We start from the raw sequence: 24,540 nt of genomic DNA, 5'->3' as shown, positions 1-24,540 counted from the left end.
GAAAGCGAGGAGAACTATTCATTTATTGAAGAAAATAATCAAATAGCATTTATTAAGCCATCTAATTATGAAATATCAAAAACAAGAAAATATAAAAATGATATCGGTAAAATAGAAAACATGGATTACAATGAAGAAAAAGATTTCTACATATGTCGAAATGGTAAGCAGTTAAAGGCTGAAAATATAAAAATTAGAAAATCTAAGACAGGATATGAAAGTGAAAAGACAATTTATGTTTGTGAAGATTGCAATGATTGCACTTACAAGGGTAGCTGCATCAAAGGGAATAATTGTAAAACTCCTTTGGAAGAAAGAGTAAAAAGACTTGAGACATCAAAAAAGTTTAATCGCCAAAGAAAGTCTGATTTACATGCAAATAAAAATAACACTTAAAAAGTTAATTTATAGAATAGAAAAAGGAGCTATCGCTAACGGATTTTAATCCACTAATGCGACAGCTCCTTTTATTTATACAATTTTATTTTACATCATTAAAAATATAATCTCTCATCTGCTTTTTAATAGTTTCTTTATCAAAAGTCAAATAATAAACACCATCTATCATTGCACCTTCACCATATCCATCTCTAGGAAATCTATCTTGTTCTAAGTTATTTCCTATTCCAAGTACTTTTGTTCCAAGTGAAAGTATATCAGCAGCGTTTAAGTTAGTTTGAACATATGGTAGTACTTCATTTAATAGTGAGTTATATGATGATACTGGAGTACTTGTTAATTTATTAAACAAAGCGTCAAGAACTGTTCTGTGTCTTTGCGTTCTTTCATAGTCACCACCGCTAGTATATCTTATTCTAGAATATGCAAGAGCTTGGGTACCATCTACATGCTGAACTCCAGAATAACCTATATGGGATGAATTTGTACCATCTTTTGCATTTATATCATTAATATAGCCATTAATATATTGAAGCTCTTCATCAGTTATTTCAAGATCAATTCCACCTAAAATATTTATTATTTTAGGTAAAGAAGAGAAATTAACTGATATAAAGTGTTCTATATTTAAACCAAAATTTTCATTTAATGTTTTAATTGCTAATTCTGGTCCTCCGAAGGCATAAGCATGATTTATTTTATCTTGTCCATGGCCATCTATTGACACATAAGAATCTCTCATAACAGATGTTACTTTAAGTTTATTGTGTACAGGATCTAATGTAGCTATCATAATTGAATCTGAGCGACCAGTTTCACCATCTGTTGCATCAATACCAAAAAGAGCTATATTTTTTACTTTATTTACATTATCATATTCTTTAAACTCATCTTCTACAATTCCTAAGTTATCTTTATTTAGTTTTATATTATCCATTTTGTTTAGTAGACCTATTACATAGCCTCCACCGACTATAGCTATTGCAAGTATTACGCATAAAAAGCCTATGAAGATCTTAAATCCTAAAGATTTCTTCTTCTTTTTTCTTTTTCTAGATTTATTATTTTCAAGCTGTGACATTTTTACACTTCCTTTCAAGAAAATATTTTATCATAAACATAAGATGTATTGCAATTTAGTAACATAAATGTAATAAATATTTATATATCAAAGTCCAGGTTCATGAAGATAAGATATATTTAATGGATCAGATATAAGATTATCAAACAAAGAAGATACAGACTTATATCCTATTCCTTCTCTTACCATATCAGCTTTATCAAGCTTATACTCAAAGCAAGCTTTTAAAATATTATCTTTTTCATTTTTATTATCAGAAATACTTTCAATTAACATTCTATTATTTATAGTAGGCATAAGCTCTTTTCTTCCAAAGAACCTACAATCTTTTATTTGGTTAGATTTATACAAATTATATAGTATGTTACCTGTTTTTAGATGTTGTTCATGAAAATCATATTTATAACTATGAGTAACATGAGTAACGTTACTAAATCTATTTTCAAAGTCTATAATTATGTCTTTTATCACATTCTCATTTATATTCTTTTCAGGTTGATTTAAAAAGATTAAATTTTTTTCTAGTACTCCTAATTGTGATGTAGCAGCTCTAAATTCGGTGTTTCTTAGTGCAGTCTTTTTTTCTAGACTAAGATTGTTATACCTATAATCATTAAACACACCACTTTCATCACCATCACTTATAAGAACAACATATACATTTTTAGCCCCCACAGCCTTAATTGCATCTACTATAGCACTACCTGCAAATAGTGTTTCATCATCTTGGTGTTGAGAATAAAATACAACTGTATCATTAAATAGATAACTTTTAGCTCTATTAATAGCAAGTTGGTTTATATCACCAAAAACAGTAGCGCTTTTTGCTCCTCCAATTACAGATTTATCTGAATTAATATCCAATAATACAACAGGATCCTTTAGAGCTGAAGCAGTTAATGCATCTATAAGCTCTTCTGACTTACTTAAATTTATATGAGTCTTATTTGGAAAGAATCTATTTATAACATTATTATTTGTTTCAAATCTATTTTGCCCATTTAATCTTTCAGCAAAGCTATCAAAAAATGAATTTAATACACCAAGACCTCCTATTGCATATGATTTAACAGTTCTAGTATAATTAGTACTTTTTCCATCTGTTAGAATTATAGGATTCCCATTTTTAGCTGCAACAGGAGCAATACTCATAGCATCAGCTTCTCCTATTAAGCCATTTACATAATAAAGTTCATTTATTCCTGTTCTTTTATCAATTTCATCTGCTACTAAATAAGAGGTAGAAAATCTATCTTTCCCTCCTAATCTTATGATAGTTTTTCCTTGATTTTTAAGTTGGGATTCTATCTCAGTAGATATAACTCCGTAACCGCCAACTAAATATATAGTAGAAGTATTTTTAATTCTGTTTAATGTAGATAAAGGGATACTATTAGGTTCTGTTAATAGTATAGGTGCATTTAAACATCCACTTAATCCACTGGCTGATAGTCCATCAACTAATGACAATCCATTCACTAATATAGCTGTAGAATAATCTAATCTTTCTGAAATTAATGCTGCGGTTTCATACCTATCTTTTCCTGCAATATAATCTATTGGGAATGCTTGTACAACAAAAGTTGATACAGAGAAAAAAGATAGTGAAAATATTGAGGTTTTTAAAAATTTCCTTTTCATTTTAAAACTCCATTCATATAAATAATATAAATAATATAAATAATATAAATTATATCATATTATAGGATATTATAGTAAAATTTACATAAACTATAGAATTATTTCCTAATTTTATTATTTATGTTTATTGAAGTAAAAATATTTATACGATATAATAATATTATGTAAAATTTAATATAAATAAAAAATAGAAAGAAAGGATGGAGGTTTTGAAGAGAAGTTTAAAATTCATAGGTTATTTAATAGCACTTACTCTTATTCTACAATTTATTTTGCCTATATCTTATACTAGTGCAAGAGCTGATGGGGGCAATTCAAATCAAGTAGAACAAGAATTAAAGCGAATTGTACAAAAGTATGGAGAAAAAAATGTAGTTTTCGAAGATGGATTATATATATACATTGGAGAGGAACTTAAACTTTCTGATTCAGAGGAATATAGTGGGATAGAATGGAATTCAGAAAATGAAGAAATAGTTAAAATTGTAAATAGTAAATTAACTGGAGTAAAAGAAGGTACTACTTTTGTAGTTGGTAGAAAAGATGAAAAATATTATATAAAAGAAGTTTACGTTTCTATTGAAAAGGTAGGTGCTAGATCTTTAAGTATGTCATCATTAGGATCAAATTCACAATATGTAGTTTATATTGATCCTGGCCATGGGGGATATGATCCTGGTGCTCAAGGTAATGGTGTAATTGAAAAAGACATAGCCTTGAATCTTGGACTTAGACTTAAAGATAAGTTAGAGGCAAATGGTATAAAAGTAATTATGAGCAGAACTTCAGACGTATATGTATCACTAGAGGATAGAAGTAAAGGCGCTAATAATGCAAGCCCAAATATTTTTATTTCAATACATATTAATTCTGCAGGAGCTGTAAGTGCTTCAGGAATAGAAACGTTTTATAAAAAAGATATAGACAAGCTTTTAGCAGAAAAGTTGCAAGGTAAGTTAATTAGTTATACTGGTGCTGTGAATAGAGGAGCTAAATGGGAAGATTTCCATGTGGTTAGAGAAACTAATATGCCGGCAAGTCTAGTAGAATGTGGTTTTTTAACTAATATAAATGAAGCTAATAATTTAAAAAATTGGAGTTATCAAGAAAAACTTATTAATGCTATGTTGGATGGAGCATTAGATTACTTATATGAAAGTAATCCTTTAGTAGCTAATAGGCTATATGGAAATAATAGATATGAAACATCTTATGAGTTATTTAAAACTGGTTGGAGTAGCTCAGAGTATGCTATTTTAGCTCCAGGATTAGATTATCCAGATGCTTTGTGTGCAACTCCTTTAGCTGCTAAGTATAATGCACCTATAGCATTAGTTGAAAATACTTCATTGAAAAATCAACCATCTCTTTTAAATTTATTAAAATCAAAAGGTATAAAGAATGTTTTTTTAGTTGGGGGAACTGGAGTTATACCTTCATCATTTGAAAGTGAGCTTTCAGCACAAGGAATAAGTAGTAAAAGACTTGGTGGAAGCAATAGGTATGAAACTTCAATCTCCATAGCTAAAGAAATAGGTAATAGTTCAGGAGAAATTGCTATAGTAAGTGGACTAGATTTTGCAGATGGCCTATCCATATCATCTATTGCAGCTAAGCGAAATACACCAATACTTTTAACAGAAAAAGATAATTTACCTAATGAAGTATTAAGCTATGTGAAATCTCTAAACATAAATAAGAGTTATGTAATAGGTTCTAGTGGAGCTGTTTCTGATAATGTGTCAAGTAAATTAAAAAATGTAGAAAGACTTGGCGGGAAAAATAGATATGAAACTAACAAAACAATATTCAATAGGTTTAAGGGAGAATTAGAACTTAGCAATTTATATATTGCTTCAGGATTAGATTTTCCAGATGCTCTATCTGTTTCAGCTTTAGCAGGAAAAAATAGTGGATTTGTAGTACTATCAAATTTAAATAATGCTGAAGAAGAAGTGAAAAACGTAATAGCATTAAGTAGGCCATATATTAAAAACCTATATGTTTTAGGAAGTAAAGGCATTATAAGTGATAGTGTGTTATACAATCTAGGCGTTAATATTATAAGATAAAATAAAAGCTATATCATTGATATAGCTTTTATTTTATATGATTTTTAATTGTTAGTAATATATTATTTAATGAGTAGTATGGGACTAGTTCTCCGCCAAATTTTCTAAAGTACTTTTCAATTGATGGTATCATGGAACCTTCGAAATCAAATACAGGAAGTTTTAATTTGTTTTTAGTATATAAAATAGCTTCCCAAAGCAAATAAGACATTCCAAAGTTATTTTCTCTAGATATACCACCCATTATATAATAAGCTCTCTTATTATCATAAGCTAAAACACATCCACCAATTTCTTTATTATTTTCATCACATATAATACCTATAATGCAGTTATTATTTTTATTCAATTCTATTAAAAGTTTTTTTGTAAGGGCATTATCAAAGTTGCTAATATTTTGACTACTAAAACTTTTATCATTTAACTCAAAATAAGTATCTAAATATTCAGTAAATCCCCATTTTACTGTTACGTCACTTTTATTCCCTTTATTCACCGAAGTTTTTTCTTGTAGATTACTCCATAATATTTTTTCATCTACTAAATTTATTCTATAGGTATATCTTATTGAAGTTATATATTTATTCCATATAAATGGTTGTACATCTTTGTGTTCTGGTGAAAAGCTATAATAAAGAAGTTTTTGTTTTTTTAATTCATTTATAAATATTTCATTGATATCTTTTATATTTGATATCTTCTTAGAAATAGTTAAGTTATGAATAATAGCAGATATCATAACTCCGCCAAAAGGAGTCATATGAGGCATAACTATAAAGTTAATCCCGAATTTTTTTGCTGTTGGAATATAAAATGCTGCAATCCAGTTTCCATTTGCATCTGATAAATAGTATAATTCATACTTTTGAGCACTTTTATAGTTTGATCCAATATTGTTTAATAACCAGTAGCTTTTATGATAAAATGTACCTTCTAGTGAATCATCTACAAACTGATCCCATTTACTTAGTAAGGATATGTTCTTTATATCTATTTTGTTTAGCTGTAAGTTCATCTACTACCTCCTGATAACTAATAAATTCTATTTTTTTACTATGGCAATAGGTAACAAGCCATATATACCAATCTTTCCAATCTTTCCACCCGTTTGAAAAGTATTCTTGGTGTAGATTTATATTAAAGACAATATTTTTGTCATAGTTTGAATCAATAATTTTTTGTGTAAATTCTATGGCATATTTCAAGTTATATTTTTGAAGGCCTTTATCTTGAAATAAATAACTGTCCATAACATGAAAAGGAATTTCTATTAAACCTTCATCTGTAATATAAGGTTGTTTAAGTTCTGGGGAGTATTCAGTAGTATCAAAAAGATAACCAATATTTTTCATATAAGAAAATGTATTGTTATTTTTCCTTAAATAATGCATTCTAATTCCAATATCGTTAATATTATGAATTTTAGTAAATCTAATGTATTCATCTTTCATTTTTTGGATATCATCAAAAGCTATTCCATGTATTCCTACATTTAAGTTGTTTTTGATTATAGTTTGTACATATACTTTAGGCGCTTCTGCCTTATATGCTAGTGTATTGTCATTTGATGTTGCAAAAAAATATGTAGCTTTTGTATTATATTTTACATCAAATTTCACTAGTTCATCTATATTTGTAAAATTATTTTTTATAATGCAGGATAATCTAGAAGAAAATGTGAAGAGATTTATTCTAAATAAAAATAGTTCTAAAAATGCACGAATTATCATCTTAATTACTATTAAATCTTTGCTATGCTCCTTTCTTGTTAGATTATCGACATCATGAGATACAATTATTTTCATAGTATTTTCCCCCTAATATTTTGGTAGTTAAAGCATAAATAATTATATATCAAATATATATTTAAGTCGATAATTGTAATCAAAATTTAAGAAAAGTATAAGGTTTATTTATTGTTAATTAAACATCATATGCTATAATTATATAAAAATAAAAAAATAAAAGTTTGACAGGTGAATAAATGAGTGTATTATTAAAAAAATTTATAGAATTTGCTGTAGGAAACGGATTAGTAATGATTTTAGGTTTGATTTCAACACCTATTGTTTCAAGGATGCTAGAGCCATATGAGAAGGGAAGAGCGGATATATTCATAACTTATACTAGTTTAGTAGTACTTATTTTAACTATGGGTATAGACCAAGCGTATGTAAGATATTTTAATGAGGAAAATGAAAATGGTAGGGGTCTTTTATTGAGAAGAGCTATAAAGGTTCCTGTATTATTAAATTTTTGTATAGGAATACTACTTTTAATTTTTTATAAGCAAGTTTCAAATTACATGGTTGAAGAAACCTCTTTTTTATTAGTAGTTATTTTTGCGTTTCATAGTTTTGTTAGTATAATAAGTAATTTTGCTATGATCAATGTTAGAATGAAACAAAAAGCTAAAACATATTCAATGCTTGGTGTTATTAATAAAATAGCATTTATTATTTTCATTGTATTGCTATTTTATGTTTTTAGAAATAATTATATAACTTTAGTTTTATCAACTGTTTTATCAAATCTGGTTATGGTAATAATTGCGGTTTTAACTGAAAGAAAAGATTGGTTGAGCCGTAGAAAAACTGATAAGTTAAAAACTTCTACTAAAGAATTAATTAAATATGGAACACCATTTATTTTTTCAATGGCTATAACTTGGGTTTTTCAATCGATAGATAGAATATCAATACAGCTTTTCAGTGATTATACTCAACTTGGATTATATGGGGGGGCAATGTACATTATTTCTATATTAAACACTGTACAAGGGGCCTTTACAACTTTTTGGGTTCCAGTTGCTTATGATAAATATGCTAATAATCCTGAAGACAGAAGATTTTTTAGTAATATTAATGAAATTGTATCATTCTTTATGATTATTATAGCTATAGGTTTAATAGCTACAAAGGATTTATTAATAATAATACTAGGAAATAAATATGAAGGAGCTCAATTTATATTTCCATTCTTGGTTTTAATGCCAATTATGTATACAATATCTGAAACAACTGTTTTAGGAATTAATTTCAAAAAAATACTAAATATCATATTTATATAGCAGTGGCTTCAGCAGTTGCTAATATAATAGGAAACTTAATTTTAGTTCCGTCATTAGGAGCAAAAGGGGCTGCCATTTCTACAGGATTAGCTTATGTTATTTTCTTTTTAACTAGAACTTATTTTGGTAATAGGTTTTATAAAATAGAAGTAAAATATGTAAAGTTTTTTATAAGTGTAATTTCTGTTTATGTATTAGCTACCATATCAAGTATTTACAGATTTAATACTTTGATATTAATAGTTACTATATTAAGTTCTGGAATAGTAATATTTATGTATAGAAATGTTATTAGGGATATTTTATCTATGGTAAAGTCAATACTAAAATATAAAACAAATAATTAATAATTAATTAATGAAGATTAGTATTATGGACAATATATTGGTATTAGTAGTATAATTGTAGAAGTTAAGAGAAAAATGGAATTAATAAAATAGATATTGGGAGAAGAAATTTATGAATAAGCTAAGAACCGTTATATTAGTAATAATAGATATTTTTATGGTTAATATGGCATATTTATTATCAATAAATATTACTTTTTATGAGAGATTTACTGAAATAGCTACAATATATCAAAATGATGTATTAGCGGTTACAATTATATATTTAATATGTTTTATATCCTTTAAAATGTATAGCTCTCTTTGGCATTTAACAGGGACCGATGAATTTTTATTAGGTGCTGGAGGAGGTATTTTAGCAGGAGCCTTAGTTATACTATATACTAGAAATATAGGAGCTACTATACCTTTAAATGTTTGTGTTATTGGTACTATGCTTACATGTATATTAGTTCTTGGATATAGAGTTTTATATAGAGTTTATAGAAGAACTTTATTATATGTTCCATATAAATATTCCAACGATCAACAAAGGGTTATGATAATTGGTGCAGGTTCTGCAGGAACAATGATTATTAATGAGATGCTTTCAAGAAGAAATCTTAAATTAAATCCAATTCTTTTAATAGATGATGCTGATTTTAAACAAGGTAAAAGAATTAGTGGAGTAAAGGTTGAAGGAAAAAGAGAAGACATAATAAGATTGGCAGAAGAACAAGAAATAGATACTATTATAATAGCAATACCTTCGATAGATAATGAAAATAAAAGAAAAATTTTAGAGATTTGCAAAAAAGCTAACTGTAAAATAAAAATAATACCAGGTATCTATGAAATAATATCCGGTGAGGCAACTGTTAGTAAAATAAAAGATGTTGAATTAGAAGATTTACTTGGAAGAGAACAAGTTGTTTTAGATAATAAAGGTATATCAGAGTACTTAAATAATAAGATAGTTTTAGTTACTGGTGCGGGAGGCTCTATAGGTTCTGAGCTATGTAGACAAATAGTTCAATTTGGACCCAAACTCTTAATACTTTTAGATATATATGAAAATACTGTTTATGACATTCAAAATGAATTAAGGTATGACTATCCTAATTTAAATATAAAAGTGTTAATTGGATCTGTAAGAGATAAAGATAGATTAAAAGAAATATTTAATAGATATAATATTAATGTGGTATTTCATGCAGCAGCCCATAAGCATGTTCCACTTATGGAAGATAGTCCAAAAGAAGCAATTAAAAATAATGTTTTTGGAACTTTAAACCTAGTTAATATATCTCATATAAAATGTGTAGAAAAATTTGTACTTATATCTACCGATAAAGCTGTAAATCCTACTAATATAATGGGGGCCACTAAAAGATTATGTGAGATGATAATACAATCTTACAATACTATTAGTGAAACGGAATTTGTTGCAGTTAGATTTGGAAATGTATTGGGTAGTAATGGTTCTGTAATTCCATTATTTAAGAAACAAATAAAAAATGGGGGACCAGTTACAGTTACCCATAAAAATATAACAAGATATTTTATGCTTATACCGGAGGCAGCACAACTTGTACTTCAAGCAGGTGGTTTTGCTAAAGGGGGAGAGATATTTGTCTTAGATATGGGAAAACCAGTTAAAATTTATGATTTAGCAATGGATTTAATAAAGTTATCAGGATTAGAACCTCATAGGGATATAAAAATAAAAATTACAGGGTTAAGACCAGGGGAAAAATTATATGAGGAATTATTAATGAGTGAAGAAGGTCTTTTAAATACGAATCATAAGAAGATATATATAGGAAGACCAACTTTTGATAGTATTGAAAATTTAAGTAAAAAGTTATCGGATCTAAAAGATATACTTGAAGAAAATGATGAAGAAAAGGTAAAGGAAAAATTAAAACAAATAGTACCAACCTATAAAGAACCCAGTGAAGTTAACGAAGTGGCAATAACTAATAATGAAATAGTTGACTAAAGAGCAAAGGGAGAGAAAATGAAAAAGTGTAATGAATTGATAAAAAGAATATTTGATTTTTTAGCTTCTATGTTAGGTATATTGATATTATCACCAGTACTTTTAATAGTAGCTATAGCAATAAAAATAGATTCTAAGGGAAATATTCTTTTTTTGCAAAAAAGAATAGGGAGAAATGGAATCCCATTTTATATCTATAAATTTAGGACCATGGTAAGTGATGCTGAAAAACTTGGAAAGCAAATTACGGTAGGGAAAGATAATAGGATTACAAATGTAGGATCAATTTTACGAAAATATAAAATAGATGAACTTCCTCAACTATTTAATGTTTTAAAGGGTGATATGAGTTTAGTTGGTCCAAGACCAGAAGTTCCTAAATATGTTCAGATGTACACAGAATCAGAACGAAAAGTTCTTGAGGTTAGACCGGGTATAACTGATTTAGCCTCTTTAAGATATAAAGATGAAAATGATATTTTAGGAAAAGTAGATAATCCAGAAGAATACTATATAAATGTAATTATGAAAGATAAACTTAAGTTAAATCTAGAATATATTGAAAAGAGTAATTTGATTTTTGATATTTCTTTAATTTTTAAAACAATAATAAAATGTTTATAAAGGTGGTTAAATAAATGAAAAAGCTAAGATTTGCGATTATAGGTTGTGGAAGAATTTCATATAAGCATATAGAAGGTTTAGTTGAAAATAAAGATGCTGCAGAATTAGTATCAACGTGTGATGTAAAGCTTGATCTTGCAGAAGCTAAAAAGGAAGAATACTTAACTAAAATGAATGATTCATCTTTAAAGGTTAGAATTTATGAAGATTATAAAGTAATGATTGAAAATGAGGATATAGATGTTATTACTATAGCAACAGAAAGTGGATATCATGCTGAAATAGCTATTTACTGTATGAATAAAGGAAAACATGTAATAGTAGAAAAACCAATGGCTATGTCTATAGACGATGCTAATGAAATGATAGAAGTTGCAAAGAAAAATAATGTTAAGTTATCAGTTGCACATCAAAATAGATTTAATAAACCAATTCAAAAGCTTAGAGAGGTTGTAGAAGAAGAAAAGTTAGGAAGAATAATGAATGGAACAGCTAGGATTCTTTGGAGAAGAGATGATAATTATTATAAGCAAGCTCCATGGAGAGGTACCTGGGATTTAGATGGTGGTACTTTAATGAATCAATGCATACATAATATAGATTTACTACAATGGATGATTGGATCTGAAGTAGAAAGAGTTTATGCAGAATGTGATACATTTAAAAATAAAATTGAGGCTGAAGACTTTGGAGCTATAGTAATTAGATTTAAAAATGGAGCTATAGGAATTGTAGAAGGAAGTGCAGTAGTATATCCAAAGAACTTAGAAGAAACATTAAGTGTATTTGGTACAGAGGGAACTGTTGTAATAGGCGGACTTGCTGTAAACGAGCTTAAGACTTGGAGATTTGAAGGTGAAGATGAAGAATCTGTTAAAAAAGATTTGCAAGTTGAAATAGATAGTGTGTATGGTAAAGGGCATACTCCTTTGTTTAGAGATGTTATAGAAGCTGTAAATGAAGATAGAAAACCATATGTAAGTGGAGAAGATGCTATAGTACCTTTATCAATAATTTTAGCTGCATATAAATCAAGAAAAACAGGAATGCCTGTTAGTTTTCCATTTAATAATTTTTCAACATTAGATATGAAATAATTTATTGAAGCTCCGCTTTTATGCGGAGTTTTATTCAAATATATGAAAGGTAAAAAATATGAAGAGTTTTATAAAAGAAAATAAAAGATTTACGATAATAGTATTTTTAATAATATTAACTGCTTTTTATATAAAGGATATAAATTTATTAATCGAAGTGATGAAAATAGAGAAATTGTTACAATATTATTGAAAAAGAATGAAATAACAGAAGGAATAAGTGAAGTTGTAAAAAAATATAATGCAAATAACGATGATATATATATAAATTTAATACTAAATAGTACTGATTATACAAATCTACTATATACAAAATTGGCAAATGATAATAAAATTGACATATTTGAATATTCTGAAAAAACACTATTAGAAAAAGAATTCATACAACCGTTAGAGAAAATAAATATTGATATATCAAATATTACTGATAATTCTACTTTTTTATATAATGATGATATAGTTGGTATAAAGTATGGCTCTGCGATGCCTAAAATTATGTATAATAATGAAGTATTAGTTAAGTCTGGAATATCATCAAACTTTATTCCTAGTACATTAGATGAACTTATATATATGCAGCAAAAGATAAAAAATACTTTCCCTAATATAATTCCATTAGATTTATCGCTAAATTATATACATGATATATTTAGTATTTTAGGAACATCAGCAACATCAGAAAACTCTACTTATCCTACATTTTGGAATTATAAAACAGGAGAATATGATTATAATGGATTAACTTTGGTTGTTGAAAAATTTAAAGAAATGTATGATAAAAATCTTATAAGTTTAGATTTTGAAGATAAGACTACAGAGGAGATATTTAACAACTTTAAAAGTGAAAAATCAGCAATGATGATAACTAATTATTATCAAAAATATAGTATTAGGGATAGGTTAGAGGGAATTGATGTTAGATTTAGTAATATACCTTTTGCTAGTAAAAATAGCGGGAAATTATACTATTATACTTATCCAAGAATATTAGTTATAGCAAATCATCAAGAAGAAAATATATCAGAGGAAAAGGCTAAAATGAAGGAAAAGCATTATGATGCAGTTAAGGAAGTCTATGAATGGTTATTAAGTAAAGATACAACAGCTTATTTGGAGAAAAATGACAATAACTTTGCAACTTTTAGTGATAATTATCTTAATCAAGATATGTATGACGGATTAAATGATAATAAAGATTACAATCATTCTCTAAAAGATCCTACAGAAGTATTAGTGGGGAATTCCAATATAGTTAAGAGTTATATTTTTGCTATGATAAAAGGTGAAATAGATATTGAAAATGGTATAATGAATCTTAAAACTGAAATGAATAACTTTATTAATAATAATGATAGAAATAAGGATATTCAATTAGATAAGTATAAGGAGTAATAATACTATGAATATTAAGAAAAATTATTTTAAGTGGTTATTAATGAGTGTATTTGTAATAGTATGTGCTTTATTATCAATTAGATTAGTTGGTATAAAAGATGGATTTACATTTACACTATCATTAATTATAACTTTATATATTTTGATAAATGCGAAGAATGATATAAAAAGATGTGTATACTTATTTATCATATCTATGCCTATACTGGTAACGGCAAGAAAAGTTTTATATATAGATTTATTTATAATGAAGTTAAATTTTGAAAGTATAATTATTTTATATATATTCTTATGTAATTATAAAAATATAAAATTGAAGATAAACGAATTATTTAAGAAAAATAAGATCTTATCTTATTTTATAATTTTATTTTGCATTTCAAGCTATATAAGTTGTTTTTTCTCAACTAATTTTATATTATCTTTAGAATTAACAACAACATCTATATTAATACCTATGTTAGTGGCATCTATAGTTATAGCAGTTTTTAATAAACAAGATATTAAAAGAATAGTATACTCATTAATTATTTCCATAAATTTTAGTTGTTTATATGGGTTACTACAAGTAGTAGGAATAGGATTAAATATTGAAACTATAAAGTCCTCTAGAGAATTAATAACCTTTGGATATCATAATGTAAATATATTTGTTAATGTAGTTTTAATGGTATTTCCATTACTTCTAAATGAGCTTTTATATAAAAAAAATAGAGTTTCAGAAAATATTTTTTTAATTTTATCTATACTTTTGCAGGCTGGATGTATATTTATAACATTTTCAAGAGGAGCATGGCTATCTTTAGGATTAGTAATTATATTGATTCTATTTAGTAAGAAATATAGATATATATTTATAGCAATTGTTATAGTTGGAACACTAATATCACCATTTATGTTACCTAAAATAATGGGACGTGGAGATAGTTCAGGGCATTTCTTACAAAATACATCAAATACAGCAAGAGTTCTTTCTATAATTACAAGTAAAGATATAATTTTAGATAACATTTTTGGGGTTGGGTATGGAAACTTTAATGAAAATTATAGATTAAATGCGGATAATGCATACATGAGTATAGATGCTGATATAAGAAAATATATGGTTGCTCCTTTATATTCAATGGAACATGCCCATAATTTATTCTTGAATGTTGGAGTAGAACTTGGAATATTTGCATTAATTTCAGTATTAGGAATTTTTACAATTCAATTTAAAAATTGCATTAAGAAATATAAGGAAAACCGAGGGATATTCGTTTCATTAATATTATTTATATTTATAGGAGTAACTACGGGAATACAGTTTAACCATAAAGGGGTAATTACTAATACGTATATGTTATGGATATTATTTGGAATGATAATAATAAACATGAATAATTCAAAGTCAATAAATAAAATTTAATAAAATAATCTTAAGAAAACTTTAAGATTAATTTCTACATCTTAAGAAAATAATAATTGTTAAAAAACAAATTATTCCATATAATACTAAGTGTACTACATTGAGTAATACACTTAGTATTTTTTTATTTTCTAAATAAGGGAGGAATTATATGAAAAAATCTACACTTTTAGCAGTAAGTGGACTTATCATAATATTTATTATAATAACATCATTTGGAGATAAGACTAAAATATATGATAAACAAGTAAGATACGATACTCCAGAAGAAGCAATAACTAATTTTATTGGATATGCTAATAGTTATGAAGTGGTTAAAAATAGAAATGGATACTACAATATTACACCAAAAGAATTTCTTGAAAGTATATCAAGAAGATATAGATTATATTTAAATGATTATAATTCAAATAAATACATTAATGAACAAATACCAATATTTTTAAGTTATGAAATAAGTGAAGTAAATATAGAGAATTTAGGAAATCTAAGAGTGAATTATGAAGAATCCTTTAAGAATATACCAAATTATCCTAAAACAAAGGAAGTCAGAACTTATAAATTAAGTGCTTCAGTTATTTATAATAATGAAGTAGATAAAGTTTTTGTGAATTCAGACGGAACAGTGAATAAAGAGGGAATATATAAATCATATAATGAAATATATAAGGAAAAAATGTCTAACGAAGAAGTAGTCACATTAATAGATTTTTATTTAATAGTTATAGATGAGGGAGATGGGTATGTAGTTGATTATTATACTATAGAACATAAATAGTTTTTTAGGTGAGGTGAGCTTATGTTAATAATTGATTCAAGAAGTAGTACACCTATTTATGAACAAATTATAATTGGGGTAAAAGAACTTATATTAAAAGGTATAGTGAAACCAGGAGATAAGTTACCATCAATCAGGGAGTTATCAACTATACTAACTATAAATCCTAATACTGTCAGTAAAGCATACGGAGAACTTGAAAGTGATAATATTGTAGAAACAATAAAAGGTAAAGGAACATTTGTATCAGACAAATACGAGAAAAAAGCTTCAGAGGATAAGAAGAGTAAATTAATTATAGATATAAAAAGATTAATATTAGAAGCTAATTACCTAGGAATTGAAGAAAATGATTTGATTTTATTGTTAAGTGAAGGATTTAAGGAAATAAGAGGAGGAATATAATATGTTAGAATTGAAAAACTATTCCTTAAATTATGGAGATACTAAGATATTAGAAGATATAAGTTTTTCTTTGGATAAAGGAAAGGTTTTAGGGATTGTAGGGCCAAGTGGAGTGGGCAAAACATCTTTAATAAGAGGAATAGTTGGGGTATACAAGGGAAGCTATGGAGATGCCTTTTTAAATGGAAAAGAAGTTTATGATAATCCAGAAATAAAGAGAAGAATAGCTTTTGTTCCAGATGAGCACAGTAGTTTTTATTTAATAACCTTAAAAGAAATAATAAATTATTATAAAATTATATATCCCGATTTTAATGAAGATAAATTTTATAAGATTAATAGACTTTTTAAAATTCCATTAAATAAAAGATTTTTACAATTATCTAAAGGTATGAAAATGAGAGTTAATTTAATGCTTGCATTTTCATTAGAGTGTGAAGTTTTAGTGTTAGATGAACCAACATCAGGATTGGATCCTATTTTAAAAGAAAATGTTTTGAAAATAATCATGAATGAAGTATATGGTAAAGAAAAATCAGTTATAATAAGTTCGCATAATTTAGGAGAACTTGAACGAGTATGTGATGATATAATGATACTTAATGATGGGAAACTTGAATATTATAATTCATTAGAAAATATAAAGAAAAATATAAAGAAGATTCAGGTGGCATTTGATATGCCAGTTTATGAAGAAGATTTAAATATAGAAGGTATATTTAGCATTTCACAAGTTGGAAGAGTATTTACTATTATAACAGAAAATTACAATGATGACTTTAAGGAAAAATTAAATAGATTTAAGCCTTTATTTATGGAAGAAATAGATTTAAGTCTTGAAGAAATATTTATACATAGATTAGGAGGGAAGTGCGATTATGAAGAAATATTTGAATAAAAGTTTATTTTATCAAGGAGATGCCAAAATAATCCTTCCTTTAGCTATAGCATATGTAGGTACATTTCTAATTACTAAAATTATTATTGATGAATATTTTAATTGGAGATTAAGAGAAAATCTTTATAATGGATACAATCATAATCTTATTTATTCTTTTGAATGTGTAGTTATATTAATATTATATTTAATAATTTGTTATATAATAATAGTAGGAATGTTTAAAAGAAAAAAGTGGTCAACCTTATTATCTGGACCATTTTCAAGACTAGATATAAGAAAAAGGGAACTTATACTAATAATAATTTGTGCAATACTTTATTTAATAGCTTATTTAATTATTATAGGACAGGGAGTAATAAAAAATGCTGAAATTATTAGATATATTGGAAGTTTTAATGAAAGTATTTCTATAGATGTAATTAGAATAATTAGTATATCAACTATTACAATAGGTGGATTAGCATTGTTGGATTCAATTTTTGCAAATACATATTATCTAATAGGTTCAGGAATATTTATATTTATATATTTTATTGCTTTATTGATAAATTTACAATCAGGGCTTTATAGCTATATTAATTACGAAAATAAAGGAATAAGATATGTATATAATGGGATAATGGAATATCTAAATGGAGTTCCTATAGGAAATAGTATGAGTAAATTACAAATAATTACCATATCGGCCTTCTTTATAATAACAGGAGTAATTTTAATATTCATAGCAAAAAGATTAACAGATAATATGTTAGTAGAACATATGAATGAAGGAATAATTCTTAATTTCCCTAAGAAGATTGCTGAGTTTATGCTAAAAACCTTTATAGGAATAATAATAGCGCCATATTTAAGCAATTTAATTAATGATTTCTATTTTCAGAATTCTTTATTTGAAAAAAGGTTATTTTTGTTAAGAATAATAATTATTATAATAACGTCATTTATAAGTCATATTTTATTGAAAAAATTCAAGAGATCTAAAAAGGAAAAGTACTATTTATAATAGTTAACGTTAGTTATAAATTGCAAAGCAATTTATTTAGTTCATAGTGCACAATTCACAGTTTTTTTATAAAGTAACAGGCAGGTAATAGAGGTAATAGGTGATAGGTGTCAGGTAACAGTTTTTTAGTTCACAGTTGAGTTTGGGGAACAAGTAACAGCTAGCAGGTAAAGGGGAATAGATTTTAGGGTTTTTAAAGTTAAATAGTAAATAAGGAAAACCTTGATTTGTTTTTCATAAAAATTACATTATGAAAAAACAAATCAAGGTTTTTAATATTAATCACTAGATACTTATATAGATTGAACTCAGTTATAATTTAGAATGAAGCTCATTAATTAAGTATATACTTAATTAAATATTCCTCAAATTTTAATTATCGATTTTATACTTAACCATGTTCCCTAATACTTATAAAAATAAAAAGCTGTAAACTGTGCTTTATGAACTTCTAACTAGAAATTTTGCTTAGTCTAATTGTATAGCATTTTTGTTTCTAGGAGAAAAAATAACGTATCCTATTATTATTGAAATTATAGTAGGAAGTACCCATCCAAATCCTAGATTTGAAAGTGGAATAAAACTTAAATTAATCAAAGGAATTTCAAAGAGTATTCCAAAAATCAATGAAGTATAAACTCCAAATCTTATAGCATTAATATTTTTTAATATATTAGATAAAAGAGTAGTAGCAATTAAAGTAATTGATACAGGATATAATATATTAAGTATTGGAATTGATAAAACTATTATTTTATCAACGCCTAGAGTTGCGATTGCTAAGCTAATAATAGATATAACAATAGCATTTAAATTATATGGTAACTTACCCTTTGATACTCTTTCAAAAAATTTTGAGCTTGATGTTAATAATCCAATAGATGTTGTCAAACATGCAAGACCCATAGCAACTCCGATTACTATAGGGCCAATTTGACCTAGTATATTTTTAGCTATTAATACTAGAAGTGTAGTTTTTCCAATATCACTTGATGCTAAGTTGACAGTTTGAGCACCTATATAAGTTAGTCCTCCATAAACAAAAGCAAGCCCAATAATTGCAACAAAACTTGATTTTAATATCATAGTAGACATTTGATTATCTTTGTATCCTTTATTTTTTAATGAATCAGTTATTATACCTGCAAATAATAGAGCAGCTATAGCATCCATTGTTTGATATCCCTCTAGCAAAGCAGATGGAAAAACATTAATAGCATCAGTTTCAACTATATTTCCAATAGGTATAAAAAATCCTTTAGTAATAAGAATTACAAGTAAAATTATTAAAGCTGGTGTTAAGTATTTACCAAGTGTATCAATTATAGAAGTACTTTTTAAAACAAAAAATAAGTTTATTATAAAATATATAGTCATAACTATAAATGGAGATACACTAGGGAAAAAGGGGCTTATTGTAAGTTCAAAAGTAGTAGCTGCTGTCCTTGGAATTGCAAGCAGAGGTCCTACGGTTATAAATAGAGCAGCAGTAATTATTATTGAAAACTTTTTACCTATTTTATTTGAAAGGGTTTCAAAAGTTCCATCTCCTTTTGAGCAAGCAAAGATAGCTAGGAGTGGAAGTCCGACTCCAGTAGTAATAAATCCTATAATACCTAATAAATATTCGCTTCCTATCCTATTTCCAAGGAAGGCTGGAAATATAAGATTACCTGCTCCAAAGAACATTGAAAATAAGGCAAAGCCAACAATAATAGAATCTTTTGTGCTTTTTTTCATTATTTTATTTCCTCCATATAAATATAGTGTAAACTTAAAGTTAAAATACATTTTTAGTTTATATAAAATATATATAAAACAATAAGAAAATTTAGAATAACTAACTATAATTTATAAGTTTTATAGTATCATGTTAATATGCATTATTCATATTAACATGATACTATAAATTATTCAATTAAAAGCTATACAGATAATAAATATTAAGTGATTAAAAATATAAGTTCATTTATTGTTTTAAGGCTCCTATGTGTTATAATATTTAATAAATTATACTTATTAATTTTAGTTAAAAGGAGAAATTTATGCATATTTTAATATTACCTTCTGGATATCCTACTAAAGAAGAGCCTTTAAGAAGTATATTTTTTAAAGAACAAGCTCTTGCCTTAAAAGATGGAGGACATAAAGTAGGGGTAATTTATAGTGAAACTAGAAGAATTACTAATATTAATTATAAAAATTTTAAAAGAAATCATTTTCAAATTACATTTAATGATGAAGAAGGTGTAAACACTGTAAGATTACATGGATGGAATATATTGATGATGAGAAATTTCCTTGGTGTAAACTTATGGGTAAAGCAAACACTAAACCTATATGAAAAATATGTGAGAATGTATGGCAAACCAGATATAATCCATGTTCATTGTGGTTTATATGGAGGGTTGGCAGCAAAGGTTATAAAAGATAAATATTCTATTCCGTATGTTATAACAGAACATTCATCTACAATATTAAATAATTCTTTAAATGATTATAATAAACAAATTTTAACTGAATCTTATAATAATGCAAATAAATTAATAAGCGTAGGTGAAAAGCTTAAATCTTCAATGAAAAATTATACAAACAATGATATAGTAGTTGTACCTAATATTGTTAATACTGATGGATTTAAAGTTTATAAAGATCATAAAAGAGAAAAGTTTAGATTTGTAACAGTAGCATATTTAAAGAAAAATAAAAGAATAGATCTTATTATTGAGGCTTTTAATAAACTCAAAAAAATTATAGTGATATAGAACTATATATTGGTGGAGATGGACCAGAAAAAATAAATATACAACAAATGATTAATAAATACAATTTAAATGAAGATGTTCATTTATTAGGAGAAGTTTTAAGAGAAGATTTGCCAGCTGTAATGGGGAATGCTGATTGCTTTGTATTGCCAAGTATGTATGAAACTTTTGGTGTTGTATATATAGAAGCGTTAGCATGCGGGGTACCTATTATAGCAACGAAGTGTGGTGGACCAGAGGATTTCTTTAATGAGAACCTTGGATATATGATTAATGTAGACAAATTGAATGAACTTTATAATGCTATGGAAAATATTGCAAATGATAATTCGAAATTTAATAGCAATGAAGTTTCCGAATATATTAAAAATAGATTTAGTAGAAAAGTAATAGTTAAAGAATTAGAAAATGTTTATAATTTAATTGTTAAATAAATTTAGATGTAGAATATATAATATAGTTTATAGATTTAATAAGTTTGATAGGAGTTGTAATTGTGAAAAAGACGGTATCAATTGTTATTCCATGTAGGAATGAGGAAAATTATATAAAGAAATGCGTAGATTCTTTATTAAGTCAAAGCTATCCAAAAGAATTAATTGAAATATTAATAGCTGATGGAATGTCAACGGATAATACAAGGGCTATTATTTCTGAAATAATAAAGGATAATCCTTCTGTTAGGATTTTAGATAATAAAAAGTTTTCTGCACCTTCAGGGATGAATCTTGGAATAAAGGAAAGTAAATCTGATATTGTTATAATTTTTGGAGCACATGCATATGCTGATAAAGATTTTGTAAAAGAAAATGTTTTAGCTTTAGAAAATGAAGAGGTTGGTTGTGCTGGAGGAGTTATAACAACTATTAATGATAGTATAAAGGGTGAGGCTATTGCAGAAGCAATGAGTTGTCCTTTTGGTGTAGGAAATGCATTATTTAGATATGCAGATAAAGAAAGCTATGTTGATACTGTAGGTTTTGGAGCTTACAACAGGGAGTTTCTTATTAATATAGGAGCTTTTGATGAAGAATTAGTAAGAAATCAAGATGATGAATTGAATTTTAGAGTTCAAAAGTCTGGAAAGAAAATTTTATTAACTCCAAAAATAAAATCAACTTATTATAGTAGAGGTGATTTTAAAAAATTGTGGAGGCAATATTATCAATATGGATTTTGGAAGGTTAGAGTAATACAAAAACATAAAAAACCAGCTTCAATTAGACATTTAATACCACTTATGTTTGTATTATTTTTAATTTTGGGCGGAGTTGCTAGTATTTTTTCTAATATAATTAGAACAGGATATTTTTCAACTATTCTTTTATATTTAATTTTAGATTGTGTATTTAGTTTTAAAATTTCTAATAAGAAAAGCTTGAAGCATTTCCCATATTTATTTGTTACTTTCCCAATATTACATATATCTTATGGTATTGGATTTATACTAGGAATAGTTAATTTTTATATTTTTAAAAGCAAAAGATTAGAAGAAAATAATAAAAAGATTTCAAGATAAACATGAAATTATTTTAAGGAGATAAATAATGAAAAATAAAATTTGTCATATTTCTACTGCACATAAAGAAAATGATAGTAGAATACTTTTAAAGGAGTGTCAGAGTTTAAGTAAAGCAGGTTATGATGTTTCTTTAATAATAAATTCAAATCACGACAAAACGTTATATGGAACTAATATAAAAGCTTTAGATTATAATAATACTGGTAGATTACATAGATTTTTTAAAAAAAGTAGAATAGCCTTAGATAAAGCTATTGAATTAGATGCAGATTTATATCATTTTCATGATCCAGAACTAATAAAATTAGGTATGGCATTAAAGAAAAAAGGAAAGAAAGTAATTTATGATGTTCATGAAGATGTTCCAAAGCAAATTTTAGCTAAAAGTTATTTAGGTCCTATATGGATAAGAAAAATAATTTCTAGGGGTTATAACTTTTATGAAAAAAATAGAAGTAAAAGTTTTGATGCAATTATAGCAGCAAGTGATGAATTAGCAGCTAAGTTTGATAATAAAAGTAGTATTTCAGTAAAGAATTTTGCAATAAGAGATGTAATAGAAAATGCAAAACCAATAAAAAGAGAGAATAATGATAAATTTGTTATAATTTATGTTGGGTCTATTACTAAGATTAGAGGAATTAGGGAACTTATACAAGTAACAGAACTTTTCTTAGGAAAGGTTGAACTTTGGATATTAGGACCTTTTGAAAGTGAAGAGCTAAAAAAAGAATGTATGAGTTTGGAAGGATATAAATATTGTAAATATTTTGGATCACTTCCTGTCAAAGATGTTTATTCATATATCAAAGCAGCAGATTTAGGAATGTGTACTTTATATCCTACTGAAAATTATAAAGAAAGTATTCCAATAAAGGTACTTGAATATATGGCTTGTGAAAAACCATTGGTATTATCTGATTTTGAATTCTGGAAAAAGTTCTTCGGAAATGTAGGAAAGTATGTGGATCCTTTAGATATTAATAGTATTAAAGAAGGAATTGAATATTTCTCAGAGGATAGAAGTAGAATAGAGATTATAGGTAAAGAGAATAAAGAAAGCTTTATTAATAATTTTTCGTGGGATAGAGAGGAAAAGAAGCTATTAGAATTATATAAAAAAGTATTAAAGTAGAGAATTGAGGGAGGCTGCTATATGTTATTAAGTGAAATTTTAGCTTTAGAAAATAACTTTGAACTTTTTAGAGATGGGGAATTTTCATCTTTAGGATTAAATATTTCTGAAGCAAATGAAAAATTATTATCATTTATTGAAAGTGAGAAATTTTTAAGTCAATTAAGCAAAAGTATTTCATGTGTTATTACTACAAAAGAAATGGCAATTCATATTCCAGAAAATATTGGTGTTATAACCTCAGATGTTCCGAGAATAGATTTTTTCAATTTACATAATAAGTTAATTGAAAATAAAGATTATAAAAGAGAGGATTTTGAAACTGAAATAGGAGAAAATTGTAGTATTTCTCCAACTGCAATTATTAGTAATAAGAATGTTAAAATTGGTAATAATGTAGTAATAGAAGAATATGTAATTATTCGTGAGCATACTACAATTAAGGATAACTGCATAATTAGAGCGAATACTGTAATTGGTGGAGAAGGCTACGAATTTAAGAGATATAATAATAAAACAATTGGAGTCACTCATATTGGTGGAGTAATAATTCAAGAAAATACTGAGATTCAATATTCTGCTTGCATAGATAAAGCGATTTATCCTTGGGATAATACTATAATTGGTGAATATAGTAGAATAGACAATCTTGTTCATATAGCTCATGCTGTAAAAGTAGGTAAGAGATGCTTTATCACATCTAAAACAACAATAGGTGGAAGAACTATAATAGGAGATGATTGTTGGTTTGGTATAGGTGCAACTGTTTCCAATGGGCTTATAATTGGAAATAGTTCAAGTGTTAGTCTTGGGGCTGTTGTCACAAGAAATTTAAATGAAAATAGTAAAGTTTCTGGGAATTTTGCAATTAATCATGACAAATATATAGATTTTATAAAAAGTATTAGATAACAAA

Annotated in this window: 22 protein-coding genes and 1 pseudogene; 18 read left to right on the top strand and 5 right to left on the bottom strand. The window is 26.3% G+C overall.

All coding sequences use genetic code 11. From position 1 onward, the window contains the following. Nucleotides 1–396 (top strand): annotated as a pseudogene (locus tag A500_RS11515) (IS5/IS1182 family transposase); the annotation flags it as partial. Nucleotides 397–481: 85 nt separating this feature from the next. Here A500_RS11515 and A500_RS11510 read toward each other — a convergent pair. Together A500_RS11510 and A500_RS11505 are read right to left on the bottom strand one after the other, a co-directional pair. Further along, nucleotides 482–1,480, bottom strand: a complete 999-nt coding sequence (locus tag A500_RS11510) for an LCP family protein (RefSeq protein ID WP_016207760.1) — start codon at nt 1,478–1,480, stop codon at nt 482–484. A gap of 87 nt (nt 1,481–1,567) precedes the next feature. Further along, on the bottom strand, nt 1,568–3,121 hold the full coding sequence (locus tag A500_RS11505; protein WP_016207759.1) for a cell wall-binding repeat-containing protein: 1,554 nt from the start codon (nt 3,119–3,121) through the stop codon (nt 1,568–1,570). 209 nt (nt 3,122–3,330) lie between these two features. Between A500_RS11505 and A500_RS11500 the strand changes: the two genes are divergently transcribed. Continuing rightward, a complete protein-coding gene (locus tag A500_RS11500) occupies nt 3,331–5,193 on the top strand; it encodes a cell wall-binding repeat-containing protein (protein ID WP_016207758.1) in 1,863 nt (620 codons plus the stop codon). Nucleotides 5,194–5,221: 28 nt separating this feature from the next. Here A500_RS11500 and A500_RS11495 read toward each other — a convergent pair whose 3' ends face one another. Continuing rightward, the gene (locus A500_RS11495; RefSeq protein WP_016207757.1) at nt 5,222–6,208 is read right to left on the bottom strand and encodes a hypothetical protein; all 987 of its coding nucleotides are present in this window, start codon (nt 6,206–6,208) and stop codon (nt 5,222–5,224) included. Continuing rightward, nucleotides 6,156–6,998 carry a polysaccharide deacetylase family protein gene (locus A500_RS11490; protein ID WP_016207756.1) on the bottom strand — a complete coding sequence of 281 codons (843 nt, stop codon included), beginning with the start codon at nt 6,996–6,998 and terminating at the stop codon, nt 6,156–6,158. The genes A500_RS11495 and A500_RS11490 overlap by 53 nt, the downstream gene beginning before the upstream one ends. Nucleotides 6,999–7,177: 179 nt before the next feature. On the opposite strand from A500_RS11490, the gene A500_RS11485 reads away from it, so the two are divergent. From A500_RS11485 to A500_RS11435, 11 genes are all read left to right on the top strand, one after another. Next, nucleotides 7,178–8,263, top strand: coding sequence for a lipopolysaccharide biosynthesis protein (locus tag A500_RS11485; RefSeq protein WP_040436799.1), 1,086 nt, complete (start codon nt 7,178–7,180; stop codon nt 8,261–8,263). 2 nt (nt 8,264–8,265) lie between these two features. Continuing rightward, entirely contained in the window at nt 8,266–8,610 is a 345-nt protein-coding gene (locus A500_RS11480; protein ID WP_040436798.1) for a polysaccharide biosynthesis C-terminal domain-containing protein, read from the top strand. 112 nt (nt 8,611–8,722) lie between these two features. Further along, on the top strand, nt 8,723–10,591 hold the full coding sequence (locus A500_RS11475) for a polysaccharide biosynthesis protein (RefSeq protein WP_016207755.1): 1,869 nt from the start codon (nt 8,723–8,725) through the stop codon (nt 10,589–10,591). An 18-nt stretch (nt 10,592–10,609) separates the two neighbouring features. Continuing rightward, entirely contained in the window at nt 10,610–11,215 is a 606-nt protein-coding gene (locus tag A500_RS11470; RefSeq protein WP_016207754.1) for a sugar transferase, read from the top strand. A 14-nt stretch (nt 11,216–11,229) separates the two neighbouring features. Next, nucleotides 11,230–12,312 (top strand): Gfo/Idh/MocA family protein, encoded by a 1,083-nt coding sequence (locus A500_RS11465; RefSeq protein WP_016207753.1) that lies wholly within the window; start codon nt 11,230–11,232, stop codon nt 12,310–12,312. 189 nt (nt 12,313–12,501) lie between these two features. Then, on the top strand, nt 12,502–13,704 hold the full coding sequence (locus tag A500_RS11460; RefSeq protein ID WP_016207752.1) for an ABC transporter substrate-binding protein: 1,203 nt from the start codon (nt 12,502–12,504) through the stop codon (nt 13,702–13,704). A gap of 7 nt (nt 13,705–13,711) precedes the next feature. Continuing rightward, entirely contained in the window at nt 13,712–15,115 is a 1,404-nt protein-coding gene (locus A500_RS11455) for an O-antigen ligase family protein (protein ID WP_016207751.1), read from the top strand. A 151-nt stretch (nt 15,116–15,266) separates the two neighbouring features. After that, nucleotides 15,267–15,893 (top strand): hypothetical protein, encoded by a 627-nt coding sequence (locus tag A500_RS11450; RefSeq protein ID WP_016207750.1) that lies wholly within the window; start codon nt 15,267–15,269, stop codon nt 15,891–15,893. 21 nt (nt 15,894–15,914) lie between these two features. Beyond that, entirely contained in the window at nt 15,915–16,298 is a 384-nt protein-coding gene (locus tag A500_RS11445; RefSeq protein ID WP_016207749.1) for a GntR family transcriptional regulator, read from the top strand. 1 nt (nt 16,299) lies between these two features. Next, nucleotides 16,300–17,196 carry an ABC transporter ATP-binding protein gene (locus A500_RS11440; RefSeq protein ID WP_016207748.1) on the top strand — a complete coding sequence of 299 codons (897 nt, stop codon included), beginning with the start codon at nt 16,300–16,302 and terminating at the stop codon, nt 17,194–17,196. After that, nucleotides 17,177–18,202, top strand: coding sequence for a hypothetical protein (locus A500_RS11435; protein ID WP_016207747.1), 1,026 nt, complete (start codon nt 17,177–17,179; stop codon nt 18,200–18,202). Before A500_RS11440 ends, A500_RS11435 begins: the two co-directional genes overlap by 20 nt. A 468-nt stretch (nt 18,203–18,670) precedes the next feature. Here the strand turns inward: A500_RS11435 and brnQ are convergent, their stop codons facing one another. Beyond that, a complete protein-coding gene (brnQ, locus tag A500_RS11430; RefSeq protein ID WP_016207746.1) occupies nt 18,671–19,942 on the bottom strand; it encodes a branched-chain amino acid transport system II carrier protein in 1,272 nt (423 codons plus the stop codon). Nucleotides 19,943–20,247: 305 nt separating this feature from the next. On the opposite strand from brnQ, the gene A500_RS11425 reads away from it, so the two are divergent. The 5 genes from A500_RS11425 (at nt 20,248) to A500_RS11405 (ending at nt 24,536) form a co-directional block, all read left to right on the top strand. Beyond that, complete coding sequence (locus tag A500_RS11425; RefSeq protein WP_016207745.1) at nt 20,248–20,967, top strand: glycosyltransferase; 720 nt, start codon at nt 20,248–20,250, stop codon at nt 20,965–20,967. Continuing rightward, nucleotides 20,964–21,401 carry a glycosyltransferase gene (locus tag A500_RS11420; protein ID WP_083935693.1) on the top strand — a complete coding sequence of 146 codons (438 nt, stop codon included), beginning with the start codon at nt 20,964–20,966 and terminating at the stop codon, nt 21,399–21,401. Before A500_RS11425 ends, A500_RS11420 begins: the two co-directional genes overlap by 4 nt. A 62-nt stretch (nt 21,402–21,463) precedes the next feature. Further along, complete coding sequence (locus tag A500_RS11415; protein ID WP_016207743.1) at nt 21,464–22,486, top strand: glycosyltransferase family 2 protein; 1,023 nt, start codon at nt 21,464–21,466, stop codon at nt 22,484–22,486. A gap of 28 nt (nt 22,487–22,514) precedes the next feature. Beyond that, a complete protein-coding gene (locus tag A500_RS11410) occupies nt 22,515–23,624 on the top strand; it encodes a glycosyltransferase (RefSeq protein ID WP_016207742.1) in 1,110 nt (369 codons plus the stop codon). A 21-nt stretch (nt 23,625–23,645) separates the two neighbouring features. After that, a complete protein-coding gene (locus A500_RS11405; RefSeq protein WP_016207741.1) occupies nt 23,646–24,536 on the top strand; it encodes a UDP-3-O-(3-hydroxymyristoyl)glucosamine N-acyltransferase in 891 nt (296 codons plus the stop codon). Nucleotides 24,537–24,540 lie beyond the last annotated feature (4 nt).

The sequence above is a fragment of the Clostridium sartagoforme AAU1 genome, assembly GCF_000401215.1.
Lineage (GTDB): Bacteria > Bacillota > Clostridia > Clostridiales > Clostridiaceae > Clostridium > Clostridium sartagoforme.
Note: the sequence above shows the minus strand (reverse complement) of the source record. Positions and strands in the feature narration are given on the sequence as shown.

Bases quoted from the DNA above. Each gene is read 5' to 3' on its own strand.
- A500_RS11405 (WP_016207741.1), top strand. From the start codon at position 23,646: ATGTTATTAAGTGAAATTTTAGCTTTAGAAAATAACTTTGAACTTTTT.
- A500_RS11455 (WP_016207751.1), top strand. From the start codon at position 13,712: ATGAATATTAAGAAAAATTATTTTAAGTGGTTATTAATGAGTGTATTT.
- A500_RS11450 (WP_016207750.1), top strand. From the start codon at position 15,267: ATGAAAAAATCTACACTTTTAGCAGTAAGTGGACTTATCATAATATTT.
- A500_RS11475 (WP_016207755.1), top strand. From the start codon at position 8,723: ATGAATAAGCTAAGAACCGTTATATTAGTAATAATAGATATTTTTATG.
- A500_RS11495 (WP_016207757.1), bottom strand. From the start codon at position 6,208: ATGAACTTACAGCTAAACAAAATAGATATAAAGAACATATCCTTACTA.
- A500_RS11505 (WP_016207759.1), bottom strand. From the start codon at position 3,121: ATGAAAAGGAAATTTTTAAAAACCTCAATATTTTCACTATCTTTTTTC.
- A500_RS11510 (WP_016207760.1), bottom strand. From the start codon at position 1,480: ATGTCACAGCTTGAAAATAATAAATCTAGAAAAAGAAAAAAGAAGAAG.
- brnQ (WP_016207746.1), bottom strand. From the start codon at position 19,942: ATGAAAAAAAGCACAAAAGATTCTATTATTGTTGGCTTTGCCTTATTT.
- A500_RS11485 (WP_040436799.1), top strand. From the start codon at position 7,178: ATGAGTGTATTATTAAAAAAATTTATAGAATTTGCTGTAGGAAACGGA.
- A500_RS11465 (WP_016207753.1), top strand. From the start codon at position 11,230: ATGAAAAAGCTAAGATTTGCGATTATAGGTTGTGGAAGAATTTCATAT.
- A500_RS11490 (WP_016207756.1), bottom strand. From the start codon at position 6,998: ATGAAAATAATTGTATCTCATGATGTCGATAATCTAACAAGAAAGGAG.
- A500_RS11445 (WP_016207749.1), top strand. From the start codon at position 15,915: ATGTTAATAATTGATTCAAGAAGTAGTACACCTATTTATGAACAAATT.
- A500_RS11470 (WP_016207754.1), top strand. From the start codon at position 10,610: ATGAAAAAGTGTAATGAATTGATAAAAAGAATATTTGATTTTTTAGCT.
- A500_RS11425 (WP_016207745.1), top strand. From the start codon at position 20,248: ATGCATATTTTAATATTACCTTCTGGATATCCTACTAAAGAAGAGCCT.
- A500_RS11435 (WP_016207747.1), top strand. From the start codon at position 17,177: ATGAAGAAATATTTGAATAAAAGTTTATTTTATCAAGGAGATGCCAAA.
- A500_RS11410 (WP_016207742.1), top strand. From the start codon at position 22,515: ATGAAAAATAAAATTTGTCATATTTCTACTGCACATAAAGAAAATGAT.
- A500_RS11440 (WP_016207748.1), top strand. From the start codon at position 16,300: ATGTTAGAATTGAAAAACTATTCCTTAAATTATGGAGATACTAAGATA.